The sequence below is a fragment of the Rhodohalobacter sp. genome, from assembly GCF_034521535.1.
Lineage (GTDB): Bacteria > Bacteroidota > Rhodothermia > Balneolales > Balneolaceae > Rhodohalobacter.
On sequence record NZ_JAXHMF010000005.1, the window covers coordinates 1,005,928 to 1,031,228 of the forward strand.

Here is a 25,301-nt window from a genome sequence, read left to right on the forward strand (position 1 = left end):
TATCTATTTCAATATTAAACCATAATCTTGTGCCAAAACTGATTTAATCTTGAAGTAATTCTGAAGTTATCCGTTATTTACATTCTTTAACTCAACGGTAACTGTATGTACTGTTTGATTAACTTTGTAGCTGACATCTAAGCCGCTTTGGCGAACAATTCGTTCAACTATAGCTAATCCCAACCCAATGGATGTTGAATTTTGGTCTGCTTTACGGAATCGTTTAAAGAAGTGATCGGTAGGTACATCAGTAGGATTTCCGCTATTTGAGATAGTAAGTGCCTCCGGAGTTAGATTGATGGAAATAAATCCGTTTTCCACATTATGTTTAATGGCATTCTGTAACAGGTTAGTCCATAGGATATCAGCTAAGGCGGGATGAATATTCACGATCACGTTGTCAGCGATCTTCGTTTCTAAAGTTAAATTGTTAAACTCGATGAACTCTTCGAATGTTTTAATTCCTTCCGAAATAAGCTCTGAAAAATTTACTTCATGACTGTTTTCAAACTCCTCATTTTCTATTCGGGTCAAAAGAGAAAGGGATTCACTCAATCGGGACAGCTTTTTTACGGAGCGTTCAAGAGCTTCTATATATCTGTATTGCTCTTCATTTAGCGGGGTTTCTGCGAGAAGCTCAAGTTTACCTTTTGCGATGGCAAGCGGGGTCTGAAGTTCATGGGATGCATTTTCGGAAAACTCTTTCAAGTTCTGATAGTCAGACACTGCTTTACGGGTCATATCTTCTACAAACCGGTTCAGGTTGTCGAACTCTTCAACCCCGGTTTTTTCAGCCGGCAGATATGATTTTCTGTTGAGTTTAAAGGACTTGATCTTGTCGAGTGTTTCTCGAAAAGGTTTGAAAAGTTTACCCGATACGAAATATCCTATTCCAAAAGCTCCTAAAACCTGAAGCAGCAGTATCCAGAAGAGAATTTTTATCACGGCTTCTTTAACATCATCCGATTCAATCATAGCCCCGTAAGTGGAGATATAGTACGATTTGTCGTTAATGGTGCGATAGGCAGAAACTTTTACATTTCGCTCATTTTGTTCCAGGCGATCGTGCCAGATCAGAGTGTCAGATACTTCCGTTTTTGGTTCCACAATGGAATCCAGCTGTTCAATGATCAGATTTCGGTCTCCCTCAATCGAACGTTTCGGATGAAACCTCCGCCCGCGTTCTATCAGATAAGTTACACGGTCTATCCGGTCCAGAAACTCCCATTTAAGCTCATTATTAATTTCGTCTGTGATAATATGGTAGGAGAGGAAACCGGCAATACCGAGAACAAGCAGGGTAACGGTGAGGTATATCCAGATAAATTTTGTAATCAGTTTCATGAGGTTTCTCTCGGTATCACAAATTTGTAACCTACGCTGTACACACTTTTGATGTAGTCGCCGGCACCGGCTTCATTCATCTTCTTTCGAAGATTTTTGATATGCTGATAAACAAAGTCAAGGTTCTCGAGATGATCAACATAGTCGCCCCAGAGATGTTCAGCAATGGTCTGTTTTGAGAGGACTCTATTCTTGTTTGAAGCAAAATAGAGCAGCAGATCGTACTCCTTCGGTGTTAAATTAAGTGATGAGCCGTTTACGGAGACAACCCGTGTTGATGTGTTGATTTCAAAATTTCCCAGATTCAGAATGTCACTGCCTTCAAGCTGATTTCTTCTGTGAACCGCTTTTATTCTGGCGAGCAGCTCCGGTAGTTGAAATGGCTTGGTCAGGTAATCATCAGCTCCTATTTCCAGGCCTTTTACTTTATCATCCAGTGCATTCCGGGCGGAAATGATGATTGATCCGGTTTGAGGACTTACTGAAATCAGATCCCGTAAAAGCTGTAATCCGTTGCCTTTTGGGAGCATAATGTCGATCAAAGCCAGATCGTAGGAGTGAGACATGATCTTATCGAAGCCCTGCTCGTAGTCTTCAGCAGTTTCGCAGATATAGTTTTCCCGGCTTAAGTAGGTAAGGATATTTTCCCGGAGATCCGGATTATCTTCTACAATCAAAATTTTCATATCAAAAGAAAGATATCGGTGAATTCTGAAGGAAAGCTGAAGCTACGGATCTAACCCGGAAATTAGTTATATGCTCAAAAAAACTAGTATTTGGATTAAGGCTATTTAAAAAGTTTACCGCGTACCAGGCCAACCAGTCCGGCTACAGCGATGACAGCTCCTCCGCCCATCATCCACATGGATCGGTCGCTGGGTGAACCGGTAAAAAATTCATTGACTTCATTACCCAAAGACTGCATTTCCTGATACCCGAAGTAGAGAAGAATCAATCCTCCAACGAGAAGAGCGGCTGAGATCATTTTTTGCATAGCGTTATCCATCAATATGTTATGGGTTACTCGTATTATCGCGAAATTGTTCACGTGCTTCAAGTAGTTTTAGCACACGTTCCATACATTTTTTCTTTTCAAGGATATTTTTTGTGTAAAAGAAGACGGATGCAATGGCAAACGCCCACGAGAGCATACCCAGAACAAAACGTGAAAGACCTCCTTGCTGGCCAAATTCCACAAAATGCATAATGCTTATGACAGAAAATGTGACAATGGTTAAAAAAACGATAACGGCAAAGATTCTCGTCTGACGCAGTGATTGAGTGGCCAGTTTCCGGTACTCTTTGCTGCGTAAAAGCTCCCGTTCCTGAAACAGAAAAAAGCGTTCGTGCTGCTCGAGCTCTTCGCGGATCATGGCAGTAAATACATCATCTTTGCGCATATAAAGTTGATAATAGTTTCGATTATTGAATTCAAATATGTAACATATCCCAATCACAAAAAAATCAATACACGAGAAGAGTTATGAGAGTTAAAACCATCCAAAATAATTTAATTTTATTAGTACTGATCTTTTCTTTTACCGCGGTTGCAGCCATTGCTCAACCCTCAGCTGATCGTTTGGCTGAAGAGATGATAAACAAATATGAAGAGTCACTTTCACAGATCGAAACACTGTCGATGACAATACAGGTAAATGAGGGTGGATTGATTCCTGATATGACAACCCGTTATGTGAAAAAGACAAACGAGAATGGCACACCCTATCTTGATCTTGAAAATGAAGACGACATGGAAATGGACTTCAGTGCCATGGCCGGCTCCGTGGACCAGATGGTTGACTTGATACGCGGGGCAGAAAGCATTTCCGAAGAGAAGATAAACGGTGTTGATACATATAAAATTTATGTAAACGACAGTGAGTTGCTTAAATCATTGGATCAGGGCGAAATGGAAATGGAAGATACGGAGATCGAATTTGATTCTGCTACTTTCTGGATTGAGACCGGCTCGATGAATGTTCGGAAAATTTTCATGGAACAGACTGTAGATGGCGAAAAGAATATGAATGTGGAGATGAACCTGGATGATTACCGGGATTTTTCAGGCTACCCGGTTGCCATGTCTATGACCATGAAGATTGGGGGTATGTCATCTCAATTCAGTGAAGAGGAAATAGCCGAAGCCAGGGAAGCCATGCGGGAAATGGAAAAGCAGCTTAGCCAGATGCCGGAAGCCCAGCGTGCTGCTATTGAACGTCAAATAAAACCTCAGATGGAACAGTTTGAGCGAATGCTTGAAAGTGATGAGGGAATGACGATGAATATTTCGGTTAAGGATGTGAAAGTGAATGAATAAACTAGAATCTGTCAGGTTGAAAAATTTTGAAGAGGCAGGGCCACCGGTTGTGCCTCTTTTTTTTATCCAAAGGGTAAATTTTCCAGGTCTACATTCCCGCCGGTTAATATAATTCCGATCTTTAATTGATCTATCGCCATTTTATTTTCGATAATTGCTGCGAGCGGTACGGCACAGGAAGGTTCTATGATGATTTTCATTCGCTCCCATATATCACGCATGGTTTGAATGATTACATCTTCAGAGGTTGTAACAATGTCATCTACATTTGTTTGTATTGCCTGAAACGTAAGCTCACCCAAAGATGTCCGGAGTCCGTCGGCAACGGTATCTGTTCTCAAAACCGGTTCAATTTGTCCTGATTTGAATGATCGATAGGCGTCATCTGCCCACTTTGGCTCTGCTCCGATGACTTTAATATCGGGACTTATGTGTTTAGCCCAAATGGCTGTTCCGCTGATGAGTCCTCCGCCTCCAACCGGCGCCATAATGATGTCGAGATCGGGATGATCTTCCAAAAGCTCTTTTGCGGCTGTTCCCTGACCTGCAATCACATCCGGATGGTTGTATGGATGAATAAATGTCGCACCGGTTTCGTCAATCACTTTTTGTGCGGCAGACTCGCGGGCTTCCGTTGTATTTTTGCAGAATATGATCTCTGCTCCATAATCCCGGACGGCGTTTACTTTCACCTTCGGAGCATTTTCGGGCATCACGATGGTTGCACTGTATCCATTCATTCCGGATGCCAGTGCTACGGCCTGTGCGTGATTTCCGGATGAATGGGTCACTATTCCTTTTTTTCCTTCCGCTTCTGAAAGCCTGGAGATGGCGTTGAACGCTCCCCTGAATTTGAACGCTCCGATTTTCTGGAAGTTCTCACATTTAAAGAACAGGGAGGCACCTGTTTTCCCATTAAAGTAGGATGAAGTTAAAACAGGTGTGCGATGAGCTTGGGGCTGAATTCGTTTGTGAGCTGCTTCTATTTCAGAAAAATCGGGGAGAGTGAGGGACATATTTTATGCGATTAACAGTCTCGGTTTTAATTTTACGGTGATTAAGAAACAATGGCGTAATAAACGTGAGTTCGACATAAAGCCATTGAATTTGATAACACGAGAAGTACGGCTGTCCAAAAATGGCAGTTTGCTTCGATTACCGCTCAAATCATTTAGTTATTTACTCTAGACTCACCCCTTCCTGTGCTGAAGCTTCGGAAGGCAGGCTATTTCCCTCTCTAACTCTAACTATTAGAGAGGGATTTGAAGTCTAAATTATTTAAGCTCGATTGCGGACACTTTTCCCAAATTCCTACCCCGAACGCACGTTAGTTACCTAATTCAGGAAATATCTAAAACCGATTCCTCCGGTAAACCCAAAGTTAAATTTTGGAGTGACATCAAAAACGGGGGCCATTTCTACATAGAAGTCAAACGGAACATCAGTAAAGGTGAAGTTCAATCCACCGGGCAGACGGATTCCGAAGAAGTTATTGTCTAAACCTGCGTCGCGCCATATATAGCGACCGCCCACGCCGTAGTAGTAGCTTAAAAATCCAACATCCCAGCCGGGGGTATCATATCTCTTGTGCATCAGATAATCGCCGTGAAAGTAGAATGATGAAGCGTTTTCAGTAAGATTGAAACTTATTACTGAAGCAATGGCTGCATCGTCAGCAATCCAGCCTTTAAGCGCAATTCCTGCAGGGTTTGTGACCTGAGCTCCGATACCGAGTGATCTGTTGTTTACGGTATCCTGAGCTTGTGCTGTGGAAAGCATCAGGCTGAGTGATAAAATAATAAACGTAGTAAGAATTTTAGTTTTCATGAGTAGTACCTGATTGTTTTTTATTCGGGTTGATACACAACTCTATTACCAAAAATCTTCTAAAAAGATTCATATCAGACTGGATAAAATACAATTTTTACCAGTCTAACCCGGGTTGAGTAATTTCGAAATCTTCTTCTTCCTTTTTTTCCTCTACCATACGGGCAACATCATCCAGAAGTTGTTTGGCATCGTAGACTATTCCATCCTTGATCGTATATTTTACACCGCCTACGCGTTTCAACTCATTATTTTCATCCACACGAATGGCTCCCGTTCCATAAAGAACTTTGATATTTTGTTGAGGATTTTCTTCCACGATGACCAAATCAGCAATTTTGCCAACTTCAATTGTACCAAGCTCGTCGTCGTTACCAAGAACACGTGCCGCATTCAGCGATGCCGACTGAAATATTTCAAGCGGGTGGAATCCGGCTTCCCGCATCAGCTCCATTTCCCGGATGTAAGCAAAACCGTATAGTTTAAAGATGTAGCCGGCATCAGATCCAAGCGTTACACTTCCGCCTCGATTTTTATACTCGTTCACAAACTGCATCCAGAGCCGGTAGTTGTTTTTCCATGCTACTTCCTGCTCGGTTCCCCAGTCGAACCAGTACGAGCCGTGTGCCCTTCGGTCGGGCTGATAGAATCTCCAGAGGGAGGGGAGGGTGTATTTTTCATGCCATTCGGCCCGGCGCTCTTTCATCAGGTCGCGGCTCGCTTCGTAGATCGTAAAGGTTGGGTTGAGATCCAGACCCAGTTCGAGCATGCGGTTCATTACTTCATTCCACTTTTCACTTCCCGGCTCAGCGGCCTGTTCCCAAAGCTTGCCGGCATTTTCAAATCGATGCTGTTCATTACTGTAGTTGTAATCCAATGGGTAATCCTGAATTACTTGATCCGTAAAGAGTGCTTCCGGCAGGCCATACCAGTGAGTGAGTCCCTTGAGTCCCATTTCTGCCGTATCCAGGGCATTGTTGTAGACTACACGAGTTTGTGCATGGTGAGCCATGGAACCGAGTCCAAGTTTATTGGCCTCATCCAGAGCTGCTTCAAATATCTCGGGACGAGCCCCGAAGAATTTTATGCCTTCTGCGCCTTGATCATGAATTGATTGAACCCAGTCGCGTGCCTCTTCGGGTGAGTTGATGTCGCCTGAACTTCCCATTCCAAATCCGAAATAGGGGTAAATTCGCGGTGCTGTGATATCATTATTGCGGCTTCGCTCGGCATGACGCATCGTCCAGTCCGCCCCGTTAAAAGATCCCGGTTCACGAATACCCGTAATTCCGTGAGCAAGCCATAGTTTAAAAACATATTCCGGATTAGTTCCCTGTGCACTTCCGCCAATATGTGCGTGCATATCCACAAAGCCGGGCAGAACATACATGCCTTCGGCCTCAATTTCGTGATCACCATCTTCGGCCTGTGGTCGGCGGTTTTCATTGATTGGCACTCCGGGATACCCCACATTTTGGATGCGTGTGATTCGATTGCCCTCAATCACGATATCCACGGGTCCCAAAGCCGGTGAACCTGTGCCGTCTATCATGGTAGCTCCGCGTATTATCAGACGGTCATAAGGCCCGTCACCCTCAGTTCGATCGGGTGCATCCGTCATTTGGGCGAAAAGGGCGGGTGAGAAGAGAAGAGCAAAAAGGAGCGTGTAGATAAATTTCATAGTTCAGATTTTGAATTCCGGATTTGATTGAAGGTACGATTTCAGAGGGAATTGAATCGTAAAAAAATCTTTTCAAACGAATCCAATATGGGGATTCTGAATTTTTTTTAAAAAACTTGTAACAATCAGGATAGTCGTTTCTCTTATAGGTAACAGCATAAGAACTAATCTTATCTCTGGTTAGTCAACTAGTCACTCCTATTTATGCTGAACCTAAAGCATAGAGCTCCGGAACTGAAACTTCCGGAGCTTTTCTTTTTTAAATGAGATAGGTTTTGAACAGTAAGTAAATGCTGTCTGATCAGATGTTTTGGAAAGAGAGATATATACAAAAAATCAATAGACTAAGCGAAGAGGATCAATCCACAAAAAAGAAGTTGTACTCGCCATGTTTTGGCCGTATACCGGTTTCCATAAGAGTGGCTTCCCCCCGGTAGTCAATGACTTCTCCTCCTAAAAAAGTTCGTGCTGCACGTCTTGCAATCCAGCTCAGTTCACCCAAAACAGCAAATCTTTCATCATCCTCAGATCGGGATATACGGATGGCGCTCTCGTCACTCAGTTTCATATCAATAATTCTGGGTATTTTTGAGCCAAAAGCACTTTGACTGGCAACAACCTCTATGTTTTCTACAGATGCAGTATGCAGTTTACCATCCGAATTGTAAACTCTGTGCCCTATTGTTTCATTGTTACTGCTTTCGTTGGGTAACATTACATAGAGTAAATCCCAATTGTTACTGCTGTTGTGAACAATCACTCTGTAACCGCTATGCATTAATCGGGTTGTGGTCTGATTTTGCCAGGTGTGGTCCATGTAGGCTGTCCCGTTAACACGTTCCCGGTTTCCATTAATGGTTACATGGCCGCTTGCTTCGGCATAGGGTATGTGGGTTACGATGCCCACTTGTTCTCCGCCAATTTGGTACATGCCATTACCCAGTTTAAAACCTTTCTGTATGTTGTTTAATTGGAGATCTATATCATATTCTACTCCATCTTTTGATGTTTTGACAACTACCCGGTGGCGTTCGGGCAGTTTGCCTTCAAAATAGACGTCTCTATCATCCCGTAGTTTAAAAAGAGATTTTTCCTCGTCCTGAACAAGACGTGAAAGAGGGTACTCTCTCGAAACCTGGTAGAGTTCGTCATCATGATTGAAAACGGAAATACGAACACCGGTTACCGGATCTTTTAAGCTTCCGAAGTTGGCCGCTGAGAACGTGATATGTACTTTCATCCCGTTGTTGAAATAAAACTGGTAGTTCCAGAATTCGTTGAAGTGACTGCCTTCCAGTGTCTGAGCCAAAATCATACCGGATTCTATCGTATTTAACTCCGTATCCGGGTTGGATATCTGAGAAGTCCCCGTTGAAGGAAACCATAAAATAAATGCCAGAATTAGAGCTGATAGCTTAAATGAGTAGTGCATGATGATATTTTTGAATCCGATAATAGCCAAAATTTTAATTGCGCCTCTCAAGCCTAACGTCAAATTAACAAAAAGGTTGTTAAACAATTAACTTCAACTTGTTAAATCATTTTCAGTCAATAAAGTTTCGAAAGTTAATCTATTACACATTTGCATAAGAATGTGCTTTTAATTCATATTAAATGATTGCTACCTTAGGCCATTCTCAAGTTTAAAAAACGAGCGCCATTAATACAGAATCGATCAAAAAAAGCTGGAAAGAGTTTTCTAAAAGCCCCAGAGCGGAATTGATGAAGAGATACCTTCGCAGAGGGGTAATTCTGTTCATAGTGGGTATTATTCTCTATCAACTCTTTGATATTGGCTGGAGGGAAGTGTTGAACTCTCTGCCCACCCATCCGCTTTTTTATATCATCTTCGCCTTTTTATATATCTCACTGCCAATTGCAGAGGTATTCATATACGGACAGGTGTGGAAGATTGGAAAATTGGAATCATTTAAGGGATTTATCACCAAAAAAGTCTACAATGACGAAGTGATGGGGTATTCCGGTGAGTTTTACCTGTTTGTTTGGGGAAGAAAATATCTGGACAAAAAGGATAAGGAGATACTGAAGGATATAAGGGATAACAATATACTTTCGGCTCTCACCTCAAACCTTGTGGCTTTTTCGCTTGTCGGTATTTTAGTCTATACGGGCACAATCAATCTGGAAGAGATGATTGATGATGTAAATACCGTTTATGTAATTCTGGGTATAGTCATTACAACTGTGTTTACTGTTCTTGCCGTCCAGTTCAGGAAATACCTGTTTTCACTTCCCCTTGAAAAGTCGATTAAAATATTTGGAATATATTTGTTTCGATTTTTAATTCATCACGGATTATTGATTGTTCAGTGGGCGGTGGTAATTCCCAATACACCCATTACAATCTGGTTTACTTTCCTGGCGATCGTGATTGTGGTAAACCGTATCCCGTTTTTACCCAGCCGTGATCTGGTATTTATGTGGGCCGGTATTGAGCTCTCCAAAATGCTGAATATGGCAACGGCTTCCGTAGCCGGTATGCTGCTGGTAACAAGTGTGCTGCGAAAGGTTACCAACCTGATACTGTTTTTATGGATCTCCTACAGCGATAAGAATAAAGAGATTAGAAGACTGCAAATGGAGGCATCTCAACAAACTGATTTTGAGAATTTATAACATCGCCCAGAATTGTTTACAGATAAATTTTTGAATCAGAAATAGAGCCGATAGAGCAGAGAGAAATTACGACCCGGTTCAGGAAATACATCTTTCAATCGGCTTAGGTGATTGCGGTAGGTTTCATCCAGAATATTATTAGCCTGTATTGAAAATGTATGCAAGTAACCGTTTGATGTGGTAAGTCTGTACTCAGCATTTCCCCCGAGAAGTGTATAGGAATCGGTGGGAGATTCAAACTCTGCAAGACGATCCTGTTTTAAAGAGTGGCGCATATTAACCCCAATTTGAAATGGACCTTTCGCGTAATTCAATCCGGTTTTGAATGAGAATGGCGGAATCATCGGTAACGGAGTGGTGTCAGAGTCAAAATTTCCGGTTTCCATTTCTTCATCTGATACGTCCCGCCGACCAACAGTCAAGGAGGCTGAACTGTTGAATGAAAGAGTAGAGGAAAGTTGAAACTCTATCATTCCCTCTAAGCCGTAAATTTCTGCAGCAACCGATTCATACTGATAGTCGTTTAATCTTGGGAAAAAGATGTTTTGCCGGCCGGTATTTCGTGGATAGATGTAGTTATCAAATCCGTTGTGATAACCCGTAAGTTCAAAGTTGGCGTTTGCCCTTCTGTATCTTACAAATAGTTCTTTACCGAGTCCGCGTTCAGGATCTAAATCGGGGTTTCCAATTTCGAATGAGTAAGCTGCGATGTGTGGTCCTTGGGAGTAAAGTTCTTCAATAGAAGGTGCCCGGAAAGAGTGGAGAATCGTAGAGCCGATCGAAAACCCTGCGCCCAGATTATAGATAGCTGTTGCAGAAGATGCCAATGAATAAAAATCACGTTGACGAATGTTTCCTATACGGGAATCCGGGTTATCACGATCAGGTTTGGTTAATACTGCATCAAACCGTGCACCAACTTCTATGTGAAGTGCCCCGAAATCTGCCTCCTGAATCGTATAAGCTGAAGCGCTGTAACTGTTTGCATTAATGTTAAAACGATCCAGAACCTGATAGTCCTGAAACTCTCCCCAGATACCAACTTTACCATCATTAAAAATCCACAAATCACGATGAATTGCTTTTAGGTTGAAGTTGGCTGAGTTTTGTGTGTATTCCGTTCCAATGATCTCGGCAGACTCAAATTCCCTGTGGTGGTAATAGCGATAGGAGAGTCCACCTTCAAGCATTTTGAAAAAATCGTGATCAAGTAAGTATTCACTTCTTGATTCAATTTGGTACTTCTGCATCTCCACGTCAACGCCGTTTGCATGTCCGCCTTCCGGATCTGGAGGTATTCCGTAATTAGAAATAAACGTTGATGCAGCGAGTCCGCTGTAACCCCATGGACGGATATAACTAACACCAATTGCATTGTTTGTTGTTAAATATCCTGAGTTGTCGATGCTACCCTGTGGTGAACGATAATTGTCACCGTAGCGACCATTTACATCAACATTAAAAACAAAATCATTTTTTGGTATGGAGACCATACCGGCTGCCGAAATTCCGGTATTTACACTCGCTCCCTGAACGGTGGCTGTTCCGTTTGTGGATGAGGGTTTGTTGTTGGCTATTTGATTACGTACAACATTGATAACTCCACCAATTGCATTTGAACCGTATGCGAGTGCTGCAGGACCGCGGGCAATCTCAATTTCGTCCGCCCCCATAGGATCTACTGTTACGGAATGATCGGGCGAGGCACCGGAAACATCACCTGTACGTTCACCATCTTGCAAAATTAAGACGCGTTCATCACCTAAACCCCGAATAACGGGTCGTGCAGGTGCTGCACCCATTGTTCGCTGATCAAACCCGGGTTGACCGGACAGCGTTTCAGATAGGGTAGTTCCTAAGTTTCTTCGTAATTGTGACCCTGTGACTTTAATGGAGGCGTGTTCGAGATTTGATCCTCTTAAGTTATCAGCGTCTGCTACAACTTCTATGCTTTGTCCGGTTAAGACGGTTGAATTGAGCTCAATGGTGATATTGGTTTCTTCGCCCAATTCAATGAGCAACCGTTGAGTTTTGCTCGAGTAACCGATTCGGTGAACATAAAGGCTGTATTCACCTTCCGGAACATTATGAATTTTAAAATAACCGTGCCTGTCCGTAGTTCCTGTTCTATTGATCTCTTCAAGATGGATGTAGGCAAAAGGAATCGGCTCTTCGGTTTCTGAGTCGATGACAAATCCTGCAACCGACCCTGAGGATTTGGATTGGCCGGCTGCAGTCATTGTCAAAGCCAGAAAGAGAATTACTGTATTAAACAGATTTCTCATTAAATTTTGTTTTAGTTAAATGTGGGTTTTGTTAAAACTTAGATCACTATTCGGCTTCTGTTTGTGTAACTCTTATTGTGATTGCCTGTGTTTCAAAATCTGAGTGTCCGTCGTGCATCAGATCAAATGTTACAGTTGTCTCACCGGCTTCAAGAGCGGTTACATTAAACTGAAATTGATTATTTCCGAGAGGATGTTCGACTTCTATCACACCATTTTGAGTGAGTTCATATTGCAGTCCGTATTCTCCGCCTTCGGGAGTAAACAGATCACCATCTTCCGCAATGAATTGTACTTCTACCGGACCAACTTCAGCCCCTGAAGACAACTCGATTGCATCACCGGAAGCATATGTAAGAGTACCGGTATCTTGTGTTACAAGCATGTTACCCCCAACTGAAAGTTGAAAACCTACAGGCACTTCATTGTGATCGTCGTGGTCATCATTTGAATCACATGAAACGGCTGTTAGTATTAAAGCTGCTGCAATAAAAAGTGTAGAAAAGTATGACTTATTCATAGGTATACGTTTTTAGTGTTGTTTGGGATAAGAGATAGATTTCGACAGTTATACCGAAGAAATCGTAATTGAGATAAATAATCGTAAGTCTGAGGGGTGCCTTATCAGGCGGATACAGGCGGGGCTCTGCCGTCGAAGGAGGGAAGTTCGGAAAAGTCGTAAGAAAAGGTTGGCTGAACGTATCTGACTGTTGTTGAATTAATGTAGATTTCAGATACAGTTTCAGTTTGTGGACTGTATTTGAAAACAGAACCACAGATTACACACTGAAAATCATTTTCAACGATTTGATGTACTGTTTCAGATTCAGTGTTATTATCATTGTGAAAATGAACTGAAGACAGTGCTGTGCCTAATAAGTAGCACGAGGCTGAAAAAGAGCGATATGTAAATGCGTTTTTTTTCCAATCGAGATAGTGTTGTAGTGTGTATCAGAATATACACTCAAAATCATGGATTGATCAAACGAAATGTTTGATTAATTGTTTCAACATGTAAACGTCAATGTAGCAAGAATATTGGTAAGGAAACAAAAAAGGATAGAGCCATCTTTTATTAATGGATATCCTATTGTAAGACAGTGAATTAATTAAATTATTCTTTATGGAATGGATCAATGATTTTCAGATATGGTTTATGAGTTTAGGGGACGCCTATGGGGTAAATCCAATCATTTTCGGAGCTATTTATGTCGGTGCTATACCGTTTTTCACTCTCTCTATAGCCTGGGTTGTTCGAAACTACAGAATTCAACAGTCCATTGTACTGCCTGTTCTCAGTGCTTCCTTCTTTTTTGTATCGGCCTACCTTTACTTAATTATCGCCGGGGAAAATGTTCCGCTTTGGGTATACGGGGTTGTGGTAGGAATGCTGGCGTATGGCGGGTGGTCGACGCTTAGAAAAGTGAAATATAAAATTAACGAAGTAGAGGAAGCAGATGAAATATGAGTTTGACGCGATTGTAATCGGCGGCGGGGCAGCGGGTCTGACGGCCTCGGGAATTGCGGCTAATTTTGGCGCAAAAACAATGATGATCGAGAAAAATAAACTTGGCGGTGACTGTACCTGGAACGGGTGCGTACCCAGTAAAACGTTGATTAAAGCAGCTTCAGTAGTTCACAACATAAGGGAAAGCAAGAAATACGGCATAGATTTTTCTATCCACGACGTTGACCTATCCGGAGTAATGAAACGTGTGGACGAAGTTCGCAATGAAATTTATGAAGAGGCAGATCGACCGGAGATTTTCGAAGAGATGGGGATTGAAGTGGTTATCGGGCATGCTGCTTTTTCTGACAGTCACACGCTTAAGATTCAACTTCCGGATGGTACGGAGCGAAGTGTAACATCTAAATACTTTTTTATCTGTACGGGCTCCACTCCGTTTGTACCGCCCATTCCCGGGTTAGACAGTGTAGACTATCTAACCAATGAATCTCTTTTTGAGATTAATAACATTCCAAAGTCGATGAGTGTAATCGGCGCAGGTCCGATCGGTTGTGAAATGGCTCAAAGCTTTGCTCGTCTTGGTTTGGATGTAACCGTTTTGGATATGGCCGATCGAATTTTGGCGAACGATGATCCGGAACTTACTGAAATTTTGAAGGAGTCTCTGGAAGATGAAGGTGTTACATTTGAACTGAATGCAGGTATAGAAAAAGTAGAGTCTGCTGATGATAGCGTGCGAATTTCATATACAAAAGATGAGGATTCTCACGTGGTTATTAGTGAATCCCTTTTGGTTGCAACGGGAAGAAGGCCTAATGTGGAAGGATTGAATCTGGAAGCGGCAGGTATCAACTACTCGAAAAAAGGTATTGAAGTGAATAATTCAGGGAGAACCAGTCAAAGTCATATCTACGCGGCAGGGGATGTGACCGGTCAGTTTAATTTTTCACATATGAGCGAGCATACGGCAAAAACGGCGGTAACTAAAGCTTTGCTCAAAGTGCCGATGAGTATTGATGAGAAACATCTACCGTGGGTGACTTTCACCGATCCGGAGCTGGGGCATGTTGGGGCAACGGAAGCAGACTTGAACAGTCAAGGTGTTTCGTTCGAAACGTATCGTTTCCCATTCAGCAAAATTGATCGGGCGATTACCGACGGAAACACAAGAGGTCTAATTAAAATTTATGCGAAGAAGTGGAGCGGTAAAATTCTGGGAGCGTCGGTTGTTGGGGCACACGCCGGCGAAATGATTTCGCAGTATGCACTGGCAATGAAAAATGGGGTTTCTCTTCGCGATTTTGCTGATACCATTCACCCCTATCCGAGTTACGGACTTGGAGCGAGAAGAGCCGCAGATCAGTGGTATATTAAGAATCAATCCGAAACGATGGTGAAATGGATTAAACGAATATTCAGGTACAGGGGAGATATTCCAGATTACAGCGATATGAATCGAATTGTGTAATAAACTGAGTTCGATTAATAATGCATTGATTAAGCTGTTTAAAAGTCCCCTCATTTCCAAGGAGGGGCTCCGAGCGAAGCGATTCCCACGAAGTGATTTAGGCCTGCCTGCTCCCGATCCCGAAAACTATCGGGACGGGATTCGGTAGGCAGGGGTGGTTGAAAAGGGCTATGAATCAACTTTTTAATCTGTTGCCATGAGAATAGTGAAGTAAACCACCGGGGGCTGTCCAAAAGTATTTCGCTCTTGGAAACCGCTTAAATAATTTAGGTTTTTCCTTCAGACTCACCCTATTTCCCTCTCTATCAAATAAAGAGGGATTTAATGTCTAAATTATTTAAGCTTAGAAACTCATTATATACCTTTTTGGGCAACCTCAGACTCATTTTTCAAAATTTTAGAATCGAACTGAGGTTAAGATGAATTTGGAGATTTTGTTTGTAAATCGGATTTGGAAGCAGGATATTCATTTATCTTTGCTTTCCGGTTTACTATTCATCATTTAGGCATTTTTACCGGGAACATAGAACGGCTTGCTCATTACAAGCATACTGAAGCTCAAACTCAATCCCATTCGAAATGTACACCGGATTAAAACACTTACACTCTTACTTAGCCTATCTACTGCTGGCTGCTCTGGTTTTTTCAATTATTTATGTGATCATTCAGTTTGTCGGTAAAAAATCCTTTACCGAAAAGGTGAGAAAAGTTACCCTTATTGGATTTATTGCAACACACCTTCAACTATTGATAGGTTTGGTGCTATACGTAATTTCCCCTGTTGGGTTATCCAACTTTTCAGGTGAAGCGATGTCTGAATCGCTCAGCCGGCTATATATATTGGAACACCCGTTGACGATGCTAATTGCCATAGTGCTTGTATCGGTAGGTTACATAAAAGCCAAAAAGCCGGGAGATGATGCCCGAAGATTTAGAACGGTAATCATTTACTACGGTCTCGGTTTGATTCTTATGCTATCCAGAATACCGTGGTCAGAATGGCTATAAATCTCTTATTACTCATGGCACGTCATTCAAGAGTGTCATGAGTTTTACATGCTCGTCTTTTCTGCATTACCGTAAAAACGTTTAAAATTATCTGAGAGATTGGATTGCGGTTTGTTTATAGAGTTTTGAAATGTCATATTTGAGGTGTTCAAGTAAAACTGAAAACTCTTGTAAACCATAATCTACCTTCACATGCTCAAGTCTTTACGATCTCTATCTCTCATATCTTCATTTTTAATACTTTCGTTTTTACTGATCCCCGGGTGTGAAACCGCAGACGACAGTCAGGTTTCTTATTCCATTCCAGAACAACCCGAAATGAGCACCGGGTATACTGAAAAACCGGGGTGGGTTACAAATGAGTTTGCCGTTGCTGCTGCAAATCCGCTCGCAACGGATGCCGGCTATCAGATTATTCAGTCCGGTGGGTCGGCCATAGATGCAGCTATTGCTGTACAGATGGTTTTGTCGTTGGTTGAACCTCAATCCAGTGGGATAGGCGGTGGAGCTTTTTTACTCTATTGGGATGGTGAACAGGTTAATGCCTACAACGGCCGTGAATCGGCACCTTCTGCTGCTGATGAAGATCATTTCCTGGATGAAAATGGCGAGCCGATGCCGTTCCGGGATGCAGTCAGAAGCGGAAAGTCTGTGGGAGTTCCGGGAACCATAGCCATGCTTAAACAGGCTCACGAAAAACACGGCGTTCTTCCGTGGCGGGATCTTTTTACACCTGCTATCACGCTTGCCGAAAACGGATTTAAGGTTAGCCCCCGTTTAAACCAACTGCTGGCCGGAGAGGATGCATTTAGAGACGATGATATCGCGTCTCAATTCTATTATGATGAAAACAACGAGGCGAGACCGGTAGGATATGAGCTAAAAAATCCCGCATTGGCTGATATATTGCGGCGTGTAGCGAATCAAGGAATCGGCGAGTTTTACCAGAGTGCAGTTGCGGAGGATATTGTTGATAGAATTCGCTCTCATGAACGTCCCGGAAATATGACCGTTGCGGATATCAATAACTATCCGGCTCAGGATTTTGAAACGCGAGCTCTCTGTAACGACTGGAAATCGTACAATATTTGTGGTTTCCCGCCACCATCATCAGGACATATTGCCATTATGCAGATGCTTGGAATTCTTGAACAGATGGAGTCGTCGGATAGTGATTTTGAAAACGGACTGATGACGGCCGAATGGATGCATAACTACTTGGAAGCTGCGAAACTTGCATTTGCGGATCGAGCAAAATATATCGGAGACTGGGATTTTGTGGATCCACCTGCCGGCGACTGGAACAGTTTAATGGATCCTGCCTATCTTGCTGAAAGAGCAGATCTGATTGGAGATCAAAGTATGGGAACAGCAGAACCCGGCAATCCCGGAGAGATAAAGGCCATGCTTGGCGTACAACCCTATCAGCCCGAAAGCGGGACAAGTCATATCAGTATTGTTGATCGCGATGGAAATATGGTATCGATGACCACAACTATCGAAAGCGGTTTTGGAAGCCGGATTATGAGTGATGGCGGAACAGGTCTTCCCGGTGGATTTATTCTCAATAATGAGCTCACAGATTTTTCACTGTCTCCGGTTGATGAAGACGGTAATCCAATAGCGAACCGAGTAGAGCCGGGTAAGCGACCAAGATCCAGTATGAGTCCTTCACTGGTATTCGATCGTGATTCAGGAAATGTTCTGGCAAGTGTGGGCTCGCCGGGAGGAGCTGCCATTATTCACTATACAGCCAAAGCGATTATTGGAATGTACGAATGGGATTTAAATGCTCAGAATGCAATCAATCTGCCAAATTTTGCCAATTTTAACGGGGCATCCGCGCTGGAGGAAGATCGTTTTCCGGTGGATTTTATTGAATCACTTCGGGAGATGGGCCATGAAATCAGTACTCAGCCAATGACAAGCGGTATTCAGGCAATACAGGTAACCGAGGATGGATATTTTGGCGGGGCCGACCCGCGCCGCGAAGGCGTTGTAATGGGGCAGTAGTAAGTTTCTAATTCATTCTTTTATTTTTATTGATCCCAATAAACTTGAATCTAAAATAAATTAACTATGACTTTTCTGGAATTTCTTCTGCTGCTTTTAATCGCCGGTGTTTGCGGCTCAATCGGACAGGCTATTGCCGGTTATTCCCGGGGCGGATGTGTGGTATCCATCGTGCTGGGTTTTATTGGTGCGCTTTTGGGAACGTGGTTGAGCGGGCAATTAGGTCTGCCTGAACTTTTTAATGTCAACATAGGCGGTAATACATTTCCCATAATCTGGTCGATTATCGGGTCCGTCATTTTTGTAGTCATCGTTGGTTTTTTAACAAAAAAGAAATAGCAGAGACTCTCCATGAAGCTACTCTATTCAATATTCATTCTGAGTCTTTGTTTAATTTTACATGCCGGCCAGATAGTTGCTCAATCTGCTCAGATCTCATTCGATGAGATTGATACCGCAGAAGTCGATTCCATTTTTGCCGACTACACCACTGAAACTCCCGGTTGTGCAGTTGGTGTAACACATCAGGGAGGCCTCATTTTTTCAAAGGGATATGGAATGGCTAATCTTGATTATGGAATTCCTATTCAACCCGACTCAAAGTTTATGATCGCTTCCATCTCCAAGCAGTTTACGGCCGCTTCTATATTGATGATGGAGCAGGAGGGATTGATCGATCTTGATGAAAATCTAAAAACGTACATTCCGGAACTGCCTGATTTTGAAACTCCGATCACTGCACGTCAAATGCTTCACCATACGTCAGGCCTTCGGGATCTGTTTAGTCTGCTGGCATTAAACGATGTAGGACTGGATAACACAACTACGCCCGAAGCTACGTTTGATCTGATCAGCAGAGTAAGCAAGCTCAACTTTGAACCGAATACTGAATATAACTACAGCAACAGCGCATATTTTTTGATGTCGATATTGGTTGAGAACCTGACTGAAATGACACTCCGGGAATATGCTGATAAACACTTTTTTCAGCCGATAGGAATGACCGACACTCATTTTCACGATGATACGGGGATGATTGTGAAAAATCGTGCCGAGAGCTACAGGCCTACCGACAACGGCGTTGGGCGCTTTTACCGCGATAACCTGGACCGAGTTGGAGCCCGCGGTCTTTTTACCACCATCGAAGACTTTGCCAAATGGGATGCTAATTTTCTTGAGAATAAGTCTAACCTGGAAAATTTCAGAGAAAAAATGCTGAAAGTTGGGGTTTTTAAAGATGGCACAGAGATGGATTATGCGGCAGGCATCCGGCTGAGTGAATACAGAAAACTGGATACTTTTGGTCATGGAGGAAACTATATGGGATTCCGATCCGGCTATATGCACTTTCCCGATTATGAGCTGGGTGTGATTGTATTTTGCAATCGCAGCAATATCAGCCCCGCAGACCATGTCCGGGAAGTTTCAGATTTATACTTGAAAGAGGTTTTCGAAGAGAAGTTTTCAGAGTATACAGGATCTTATCACAACAACGGGTTTCGTACTGAATATGATATTGTTATTGAGGATGGAATGCTTTTTCTGACGCGTGGCTTGCGCGAGAAAGCAGAACTCAGCTGGAGTGAGAATGATGAGTTCCGTGTAGATGGGCTGACTGTCACTTTTGTTCGCAGTGGAGATGAAATCGAAGCTATGAAATTGAAATCAAGCCGAACGGCTAATGTTACTTTTGAACGTAAGAACTGATTGAAACTCCTATGAAACAAATTGCACAATTGCTCCTGACATTTATCCTGATTTCTTTTTTTAGTGCGGAAACGTTGCTGTCTCAAGATAACTCAGAAGAGCTCACTCAACGTGTCGACGAAATTTTTGCCCAATATGACAGCAGCTCCGTGCCGGGATGCGCAGTATCAATTTTTCAGGATGGGCAATCGATCCTTACCAAAGGATATGGAATTGCAAATCTGGACTATGGAATTCAAAACAGTGATTCGACAAGATTTTACATGGCATCAGTCTCGAAACACATCACGGCATCTGCAGCAGAATTGCTGATTATTCGTGGTCAGTTGAGTGAAACCGACTTCCTCTCGGATTATGTGGAAGACTGGCCGGAATGGGCTTCTGAAGTTCAGGTTCAACATCTGTTTAATCACACTTCGGGCCTGCCCGATATTTATGGTCTGATGCAAATTGGAGGAATGGATATCAATGACGTGATGGACCTGGAAGATTACATGGAAGTGATCAAAAAAGGAGAAGAGCTGATGTTTGAACCGGGTTCGGACTTCTCCTACTCGAACAGCGGGTATACTTCACTCGCTTATCTTGTACAGGAAATTAGCGGTATGAGTTTTCCTGAATTTGTTGAAAAAGAATTCTTTGAACCCTTTGGGATGAATGCCACTCATTTTCATGATGATCGAACGCGTATCATTCCAAACAGGGCGATCAGCTATCAGGTATCAAATGGGACTGTCCGTCGCTCATATCCGGGCAATTTTCAAGGTGTAGGTGGTGGCGGACTTTACACGACTCATAGAGATTTGGAGAAATGGGAACAGTTTTGGTACGGTAATTTGAGTTGGGAGGGAGGCATCACTGAGCAAGAAGCCGTTGAGTTAAAAAGGAATTTGACTGCTCCTACCTATGCAGACGGTGAAGTGATTGATTACAGAAAAGGACTTCGGGTTTCAAATAGAAAGGGATTAGAGACCGTGAGACACGGCGGATCATTTTACGGATTTAAAACCAACTTCAAGCGATATCCACAAACCGGCATTTCGATGATCACAACCTGCAATCGTGGAGATGCAGATCCGGGATCTTTCAATGATCAAATTGCGGACTATCTTCTGCAGGATGAGTTTGAAGATTATCTGGCCGAGTACTCCGGACGCTATATTAATGATGAGCTGCCTGCAGAATATACGTTAACCGTTGAAGAGGGTAATTTACACCTCGAGCGCAGACTCAGTCCGAATGGTAATATGGAGGAAGTTGAAAAGGATGCTTGGGAAGCCGGCTCATGGGATTTTGAATTCTTCCGGAATGAATCAGGCAGTGTTGCGGGATTTAAGGTTACTACCGGACGTGCTGAGGATGTGGAGTTTTACAAAGCAGATAATTAATTAATCGGAAACCGGAAATTCAAGCGTAAAACTGGTTCCGGGCCGGTTATCTTCAAATAGAGGCTCTCCTTTTATTTGTCGGCTTAACATTCGGATCATATGTAATCCTAAAGACTTGCTCTCATCGATGTCAAAATTTTCCGGAAGCCCGACTCCGTCATCTTCGGTTTGGAAATGAATATGAGATTCATGCCGTTTTAAAGATATCTGGATTTCACCTTCTTCTTTCCCTTTAAAAGCGTGTTTAAAGATATTTGTGACCAATTCATTCACAATCAGTGCAAAAGGTATAGCTTGCTTTACGTTTAAAAAAGTCGAGTCTAAATCCAGGTGAATGTTGATGTTTTTTCCATCAATCAATACTTCACTGATTGAGTTAACAAGGTTTTCTATAGTGAGGGAAAAATCCAACTCAGAAAAATTCTTTTCATGGTAGATGATATCATGAATTTTGGCGACGGTTTGTATCCGAAACATGCTGTCAGACAGTTTCTCTTTTACGATATCATTTTCAGCCTCAATAACTTGAATTTGAAGCAATCCGGAAATGATGGACAGATTATTTTTTATCCTGTGATGAATTTCTGATAAGAGAAGATCTTTCTCTTCTAACGCCTTTTGAAGCTTCTCTTGCTTTTCAATTCGTTCGGTAATCTCTTGCTGCGCCCCAAAAACACCGATAACCTCTTTTTTGGGATCGTTATCCTCGTAAAGGACATCATAGTCGCCCTCAATGACTATTTTTGATTCGTCAGTTTTTCTTTCATGACTAACATCTCTGAATTTGCCATGATTAAAGATATTGGTGAGTAATTCTCTCCCCTGATCCAGGTCGTGCTCGAAGAAATCGAAAGGAGTTTTACCCAACATATCCTTCTCTTCAGCATCGTATTGATCCAGAAATGCCTGGTTTACACGGGTAATGCGCATATGATGAAGCATATAGTCGATAAGTCTGGATTTATCGGCCTGATCATTCCAACTAACAGGCTCATCAAGCATCATAAAGAAAGCGCCAAAAATGGAGTTGTTGAAAAAAAGCTGTAGCTCTTGGTCAGTTTTATTCATTTCAATACCCCGGTAATTCTATAAAAATTAGGATTGTAAAGCCAGTCACAATTCATTCACTGCAACATGGATGATTTCCTAAAATTTATAATTAAATAACTCTCTATCATCAAGTTAACTTGCTACATTTTATGATCCAAAATATTACAATAATCAATTTTAGAATATTTCATAAATAAAATATAAAAACCGTACATCAACGTTAATCAATGTACGGTTATAAATAATACAAGAGAGGATTAGAACCGAATGGATAGCTCTGCAAAGAAGCGTCTTCCCGGTTCAGGTAGATATCCTCCGGATGGGTTTTCCATAGGATTGAACTGGCGGTTTAAATGTTCGTAATAATCTTCATCTAAAAGATTTCGAACACCGCCTGAAAGGGTTATTCCCTGATAGACAGTAGAGCTTACAGAAGCATCAACCAGCCAAAATCCGGGTGTTCTGTTTTCACCAAACTCCTCATTGAATCGGGTTTGTGGAAACACGCGCCGAATGCTCAAATCAGGCAAAATACGATCTGTCAGTATGGATCCACCGATGTTCAGTGTAGATTCGAAAGGCGGGATCTCTGCCACCGGTGTGTTGTCGTCCATATACTCGGCTCGAGTGTATGAACTGTTCAAGCCTACGAACCAGTTTTGGGAGAAACTGTATTGAAATCCAAGCTCAAAACCGGAGAAAAATGCATCTCCGCGATTTTGAAACTCCCTCACTCCGGGGGCACCCATTCCAACAGGCTGCATGTCCGGATTAATGACTGCTGAAATGTAGTTTGTCATGTAAGAGGCAAAAAGAGTTGACTCCAAGCTGAAATTACCGAACTCTGAATTCAACACCAGATCTGCCTGGTTATTGGCCTCAGCTTCCAGGTTTGGATTTCCCGCATATTCGTAGCTGTCGCGGCCAATGGTGAGATAGTTGATGTATCTCTCCGTTACATCCGGGCTGCGTACTCCACGGCCAATGTACAGGCCTGCCGTTGTACTAGAGGCTAACTGTCGGGTAACGCCGGCGCTTACGCTGAAGTTGATATGCTCAGAACTGATATCCATATTTTGGAAACGGGGAGCGGGATCGTTGGAATCCGCACTGTTGAAGTCGATTCGAGTCCCGGCTGATAGTGTCCACCGATCAACGAAATGTTCCATTCCGGTGTATAGTCCGGCATTAAAAATGGAAGCATCCTGCCACAAATTGTAGGTCATACTATTTCCCGCACTGGGACCCATTTTGATATCCACGAACCGGGTACCGGTTACGTCGAGCTGATCAAATCCCCCGGTGATGGTGTAAGAGCCTGAATCATACAATCCCTTAAATGTACCGTGTACTCCGTAGGTTTCCGTTTCAGCAAGGGCTACTGCACTTCTCATCTCAAAACTCGCCCGGTTGTGATTGTTCATTTCGTGATCTACCAGGCTCCAGTATCCGTTTACGTCCAGCTTGGAAATGGATTCGTTTGCTGAAGGCTTGCCATTCATATCCGCCTTTCAGCTTGTAGGTGTCGTCCACAGCCATGTCCATCATCAGGGCGGGGAAATCGGCATCCCGGATAAAAGATTGAGACCAGCCCGCTGTGAGACGGTGGCCCGGCTTGAGGTTGATTCCGCCCTCAAGACCATAGTCGTAAGATTGAAAACCGGAAGAGACTGTTACTCCGCTTCCGCCGGTGTAATCATCCGTAGATGAAATTCCGCCACTGAGCAGAAAATCCCATGACTCAGTTCCACCCTGAATGCGGGCATCCGTTTTTTGATGACCGGTGTTGCTCTCTATTCCTGCCCGGACATCTCCGTTGAGACCAAAATCGATGTAATCGGGAGATTTATGACTTACAAAGTTTACGGTTCCTCCAAATGAGGGTCCATATTGCAGAGCGTGAGGACCGCGATGTATCTCAACCCGTTCGATATCGCTGAGTCGAATGTGTGAGGTTGGCGGGTCCATCCGGTTGGGGCAGGCCGCTGCGGTAGCGGTAAGTCCGTCCAGGCGAACGTTCAGACGGCTTCCGCTAAGCCCGCGCAGAACAGGGTCAATACCAAAACCGCCTTTTCGGATACCTGATACATTCCCGGCCTCACGAAGAAACTGGCCGGAGTCAACCGGGAGAAACGCGGCTTTGTCGGTTCCCATCTGATTGGATGGTGAGCTCATCACTCTGTGTGAAAGCACCGTAATCGGGCTCATCATCTCTGAAGAAGGGGTGATTGTAAACTGAAATGAAACGCCGGACTGAATATCACTGATTTGAATCGTTTCGATGGTTGGACGATATCCAATGTGACTGATCCTAAGTGAAATTGATTCTGAATCCGGTTCAAAACGTATAGTGAATATACCGTCACTGTCAGTTACAGCCATTATATCCGTGTTCTGAATTCGGATATGAGCGCCAATTACGGGCTCATCTGTATCCGAAGAGTGCACGGTACCTTTAAGTGTTATTTGTTCTGAACCAGCATTGGGGCTGATATCATGTAAAGTCGTTGCTGTAGTAACGCCTGCAAACATATAGAGACCTATTACAGCAACGATGAATTTAATAAAAGACATAATTCATCCTTGTGTTAAGTGTAATGATTTAGTGTAGCCTGCAGAGAGAATCATGCTGCAGCATGTTTGGGAGGATGATTAAGCCCGGGGAGGGTGGAATATGTCCCGCTGAATAGATACAGGGCTCTCAAAATGGGTGAGTCTTAGAACTGTTTTTTTAAACTCTTTCTGTGAATACTGAAGGTTTGCCAATAAGGCCGTTTTGTCGAGTGTATTGAAAAGAATATGAAGGTCACCTGGTGGTGTTGTATTACACCCACAGACTGATGCACCGTCGGCAGTTTGCGACATATCACAGTGTTTGGGCTCTTCTTCAGTATCTTGTGTGTCCATGTCTGCCATATCCATAGAGCAATGAGAAGCTTCTTCATCTGATTTGTCAGCGTGCGAACACCCGAGACAAGTGCAGAAATGGGCAGCTTTTTCACCATCGGTAAGAAGAGTATACCCCATAAGCACCACTTTACTGATCTCTGTCATAGAGAAAAGAAGAGTGAGAATAACAAATATGGAGCTGATGGTATGCTTCATGAA

At 43.0% G+C, this 25,301-nt stretch carries 23 protein-coding genes; 9 read left to right on the forward strand and 14 right to left on the reverse strand.

Features of this window, described 5'->3' with window-relative positions; genetic code table 11:
* Positions 1–66: 66 nt before the first annotated feature.
* From U5K35_RS11425 to U5K35_RS11440, 4 genes are all read right to left on the reverse strand, one after another.
* Entirely contained in the window at positions 67–1,344 is a 1,278-nt protein-coding gene (locus U5K35_RS11425; RefSeq protein ID WP_322571592.1) for a HAMP domain-containing sensor histidine kinase, read from the reverse strand.
* Complete coding sequence (locus U5K35_RS11430) at positions 1,341–2,030, reverse strand: response regulator transcription factor (protein WP_322571593.1); 690 nt, start codon at positions 2,028–2,030, stop codon at positions 1,341–1,343. Before U5K35_RS11430 ends, U5K35_RS11425 begins: the two co-directional genes overlap by 4 nt.
* Positions 2,031–2,131: 101 nt before the next feature.
* The gene (locus U5K35_RS11435) at positions 2,132–2,350 is read right to left on the reverse strand and encodes a DUF3185 family protein (RefSeq protein WP_322571594.1); all 219 of its coding nucleotides are present in this window, start codon (positions 2,348–2,350) and stop codon (positions 2,132–2,134) included.
* A gap of 7 nt (positions 2,351–2,357) precedes the next feature.
* On the reverse strand, positions 2,358–2,744 hold the full coding sequence (locus tag U5K35_RS11440; protein ID WP_322571595.1) for a hypothetical protein: 387 nt from the start codon (positions 2,742–2,744) through the stop codon (positions 2,358–2,360).
* Between the two features lie 83 nt (positions 2,745–2,827).
* On the opposite strand from U5K35_RS11440, the gene U5K35_RS11445 reads away from it, so the two are divergent.
* Complete coding sequence (locus U5K35_RS11445; RefSeq protein WP_322571596.1) at positions 2,828–3,661, forward strand: hypothetical protein; 834 nt, start codon at positions 2,828–2,830, stop codon at positions 3,659–3,661.
* 62 nt (positions 3,662–3,723) lie between these two features.
* Here the strand turns inward: U5K35_RS11445 and U5K35_RS11450 are convergent, their stop codons facing one another.
* The 4 genes from U5K35_RS11450 to U5K35_RS11465 form a co-directional block, all read right to left on the reverse strand.
* A complete protein-coding gene (locus tag U5K35_RS11450) occupies positions 3,724–4,677 on the reverse strand; it encodes a threonine ammonia-lyase (RefSeq protein WP_322571597.1) in 954 nt (317 codons plus the stop codon).
* Positions 4,678–4,996: 319 nt separating this feature from the next.
* On the reverse strand, positions 4,997–5,488 hold the full coding sequence (locus U5K35_RS11455; RefSeq protein WP_322571598.1) for a hypothetical protein: 492 nt from the start codon (positions 5,486–5,488) through the stop codon (positions 4,997–4,999).
* 97 nt (positions 5,489–5,585) lie between these two features.
* Positions 5,586–7,169: an amidohydrolase family protein gene (locus U5K35_RS11460; RefSeq protein WP_322571599.1), complete on the reverse strand. Its 1,584-nt coding sequence runs from the start codon at positions 7,167–7,169 to the stop codon at positions 5,586–5,588.
* Positions 7,170–7,527: 358 nt separating this feature from the next.
* Positions 7,528–8,631 (reverse strand): lipocalin-like domain-containing protein, encoded by a 1,104-nt coding sequence (locus tag U5K35_RS11465; protein ID WP_322571600.1) that lies wholly within the window; start codon positions 8,629–8,631, stop codon positions 7,528–7,530.
* A gap of 260 nt (positions 8,632–8,891) precedes the next feature.
* On the opposite strand from U5K35_RS11465, the gene U5K35_RS11470 reads away from it, so the two are divergent.
* Positions 8,892–9,806, forward strand: a complete 915-nt coding sequence (locus tag U5K35_RS11470; RefSeq protein WP_322571601.1) for a hypothetical protein — start codon at positions 8,892–8,894, stop codon at positions 9,804–9,806.
* Between the two features lie 35 nt (positions 9,807–9,841).
* Here the strand turns inward: U5K35_RS11470 and U5K35_RS11475 are convergent, their stop codons facing one another.
* A complete protein-coding gene (locus U5K35_RS11475; protein ID WP_322571602.1) occupies positions 9,842–12,091 on the reverse strand; it encodes a TonB-dependent receptor in 2,250 nt (749 codons plus the stop codon).
* Positions 12,092–12,137: 46 nt separating this feature from the next.
* Positions 12,138–12,611, reverse strand: a complete 474-nt coding sequence (locus U5K35_RS11480; RefSeq protein WP_322571603.1) for a hypothetical protein — start codon at positions 12,609–12,611, stop codon at positions 12,138–12,140.
* A gap of 603 nt (positions 12,612–13,214) precedes the next feature.
* Here U5K35_RS11480 and U5K35_RS11485 point away from each other — a divergent pair.
* The 7 genes from U5K35_RS11485 to U5K35_RS11515 all read left to right on the forward strand — a co-directional run bounded on the left by U5K35_RS11485 (position 13,215) and on the right by U5K35_RS11515 (position 21,143).
* Complete coding sequence (locus U5K35_RS11485) at positions 13,215–13,559, forward strand: hypothetical protein (protein ID WP_322571604.1); 345 nt, start codon at positions 13,215–13,217, stop codon at positions 13,557–13,559.
* Positions 13,549–15,027: a dihydrolipoyl dehydrogenase family protein gene (locus tag U5K35_RS11490; protein WP_322571605.1), complete on the forward strand. Its 1,479-nt coding sequence runs from the start codon at positions 13,549–13,551 to the stop codon at positions 15,025–15,027. The genes U5K35_RS11485 and U5K35_RS11490 overlap by 11 nt, the downstream gene beginning before the upstream one ends.
* A gap of 579 nt (positions 15,028–15,606) precedes the next feature.
* A complete protein-coding gene (locus U5K35_RS11495) occupies positions 15,607–16,035 on the forward strand; it encodes a cytochrome B (protein ID WP_322571606.1) in 429 nt (142 codons plus the stop codon).
* Between the two features lie 318 nt (positions 16,036–16,353).
* The gene (gene ggt / locus U5K35_RS11500) at positions 16,354–18,048 is read left to right on the forward strand and encodes a gamma-glutamyltransferase (protein WP_322571607.1); all 1,695 of its coding nucleotides are present in this window, start codon (positions 16,354–16,356) and stop codon (positions 18,046–18,048) included.
* Between the two features lie 66 nt (positions 18,049–18,114).
* Complete coding sequence (locus U5K35_RS11505) at positions 18,115–18,387, forward strand: GlsB/YeaQ/YmgE family stress response membrane protein (protein ID WP_322571608.1); 273 nt, start codon at positions 18,115–18,117, stop codon at positions 18,385–18,387.
* A gap of 12 nt (positions 18,388–18,399) precedes the next feature.
* Positions 18,400–19,755, forward strand: coding sequence for a serine hydrolase domain-containing protein (locus tag U5K35_RS11510; protein ID WP_322571609.1), 1,356 nt, complete (start codon positions 18,400–18,402; stop codon positions 19,753–19,755).
* Between the two features lie 11 nt (positions 19,756–19,766).
* Positions 19,767–21,143 carry a serine hydrolase gene (locus U5K35_RS11515; RefSeq protein ID WP_322571610.1) on the forward strand — a complete coding sequence of 459 codons (1,377 nt, stop codon included), beginning with the start codon at positions 19,767–19,769 and terminating at the stop codon, positions 21,141–21,143.
* Here the strand turns inward: U5K35_RS11515 and U5K35_RS11520 are convergent, their stop codons facing one another.
* From U5K35_RS11520 to U5K35_RS11535, 4 genes are all read right to left on the reverse strand, one after another.
* Entirely contained in the window at positions 21,144–22,211 is a 1,068-nt protein-coding gene (locus U5K35_RS11520) for a sensor histidine kinase (RefSeq protein ID WP_322571611.1), read from the reverse strand.
* A 239-nt stretch (positions 22,212–22,450) separates the two neighbouring features.
* A complete protein-coding gene (locus U5K35_RS11525; protein ID WP_322571612.1) occupies positions 22,451–23,695 on the reverse strand; it encodes a TonB-dependent receptor domain-containing protein in 1,245 nt (414 codons plus the stop codon).
* Positions 23,589–24,767, reverse strand: coding sequence for a carboxypeptidase-like regulatory domain-containing protein (locus U5K35_RS11530; RefSeq protein ID WP_322571613.1), 1,179 nt, complete (start codon positions 24,765–24,767; stop codon positions 23,589–23,591). The genes U5K35_RS11525 and U5K35_RS11530 overlap by 107 nt, the downstream gene beginning before the upstream one ends.
* A 78-nt stretch (positions 24,768–24,845) precedes the next feature.
* On the reverse strand, positions 24,846–25,298 hold the full coding sequence (locus U5K35_RS11535) for a hypothetical protein (protein WP_322571614.1): 453 nt from the start codon (positions 25,296–25,298) through the stop codon (positions 24,846–24,848).
* Positions 25,299–25,301: the final 3 nt, after the last annotated feature.

Bases quoted from the DNA above. Each gene is read 5' to 3' on its own strand.
- U5K35_RS11425 (WP_322571592.1), bottom strand. From the start codon at position 1,344: ATGAAACTGATTACAAAATTTATCTGGATATACCTCACCGTTACCCTG.
- U5K35_RS11430 (WP_322571593.1), bottom strand. From the start codon at position 2,030: ATGAAAATTTTGATTGTAGAAGATAATCCGGATCTCCGGGAAAATATC.
- U5K35_RS11435 (WP_322571594.1), bottom strand. From the start codon at position 2,350: ATGGATAACGCTATGCAAAAAATGATCTCAGCCGCTCTTCTCGTTGGA.
- U5K35_RS11440 (WP_322571595.1), bottom strand. From the start codon at position 2,744: ATGCGCAAAGATGATGTATTTACTGCCATGATCCGCGAAGAGCTCGAG.
- U5K35_RS11445 (WP_322571596.1), top strand. From the start codon at position 2,828: ATGAGAGTTAAAACCATCCAAAATAATTTAATTTTATTAGTACTGATC.
- U5K35_RS11450 (WP_322571597.1), bottom strand. From the start codon at position 4,677: ATGTCCCTCACTCTCCCCGATTTTTCTGAAATAGAAGCAGCTCACAAA.
- U5K35_RS11455 (WP_322571598.1), bottom strand. From the start codon at position 5,488: ATGAAAACTAAAATTCTTACTACGTTTATTATTTTATCACTCAGCCTG.
- U5K35_RS11460 (WP_322571599.1), bottom strand. From the start codon at position 7,169: ATGAAATTTATCTACACGCTCCTTTTTGCTCTTCTCTTCTCACCCGCC.
- U5K35_RS11470 (WP_322571601.1), top strand. From the start codon at position 8,892: ATGAAGAGATACCTTCGCAGAGGGGTAATTCTGTTCATAGTGGGTATT.
- U5K35_RS11475 (WP_322571602.1), bottom strand. From the start codon at position 12,091: ATGAGAAATCTGTTTAATACAGTAATTCTCTTTCTGGCTTTGACAATG.
- U5K35_RS11480 (WP_322571603.1), bottom strand. From the start codon at position 12,611: ATGAATAAGTCATACTTTTCTACACTTTTTATTGCAGCAGCTTTAATA.
- U5K35_RS11485 (WP_322571604.1), top strand. From the start codon at position 13,215: ATGGAATGGATCAATGATTTTCAGATATGGTTTATGAGTTTAGGGGAC.
- U5K35_RS11490 (WP_322571605.1), top strand. From the start codon at position 13,549: ATGAAATATGAGTTTGACGCGATTGTAATCGGCGGCGGGGCAGCGGGT.
- U5K35_RS11495 (WP_322571606.1), top strand. From the start codon at position 15,607: ATGTACACCGGATTAAAACACTTACACTCTTACTTAGCCTATCTACTG.
- ggt (WP_322571607.1), top strand. From the start codon at position 16,354: ATGAGCACCGGGTATACTGAAAAACCGGGGTGGGTTACAAATGAGTTT.
- U5K35_RS11505 (WP_322571608.1), top strand. From the start codon at position 18,115: ATGACTTTTCTGGAATTTCTTCTGCTGCTTTTAATCGCCGGTGTTTGC.
- U5K35_RS11510 (WP_322571609.1), top strand. From the start codon at position 18,400: ATGAAGCTACTCTATTCAATATTCATTCTGAGTCTTTGTTTAATTTTA.
- U5K35_RS11515 (WP_322571610.1), top strand. From the start codon at position 19,767: ATGAAACAAATTGCACAATTGCTCCTGACATTTATCCTGATTTCTTTT.
- U5K35_RS11520 (WP_322571611.1), bottom strand. From the start codon at position 22,211: ATGAATAAAACTGACCAAGAGCTACAGCTTTTTTTCAACAACTCCATT.
- U5K35_RS11525 (WP_322571612.1), bottom strand. From the start codon at position 23,695: ATGAATGGCAAGCCTTCAGCAAACGAATCCATTTCCAAGCTGGACGTA.
- U5K35_RS11530 (WP_322571613.1), bottom strand. From the start codon at position 24,767: ATGTCTTTTATTAAATTCATCGTTGCTGTAATAGGTCTCTATATGTTT.
- U5K35_RS11535 (WP_322571614.1), bottom strand. From the start codon at position 25,298: ATGAAGCATACCATCAGCTCCATATTTGTTATTCTCACTCTTCTTTTC.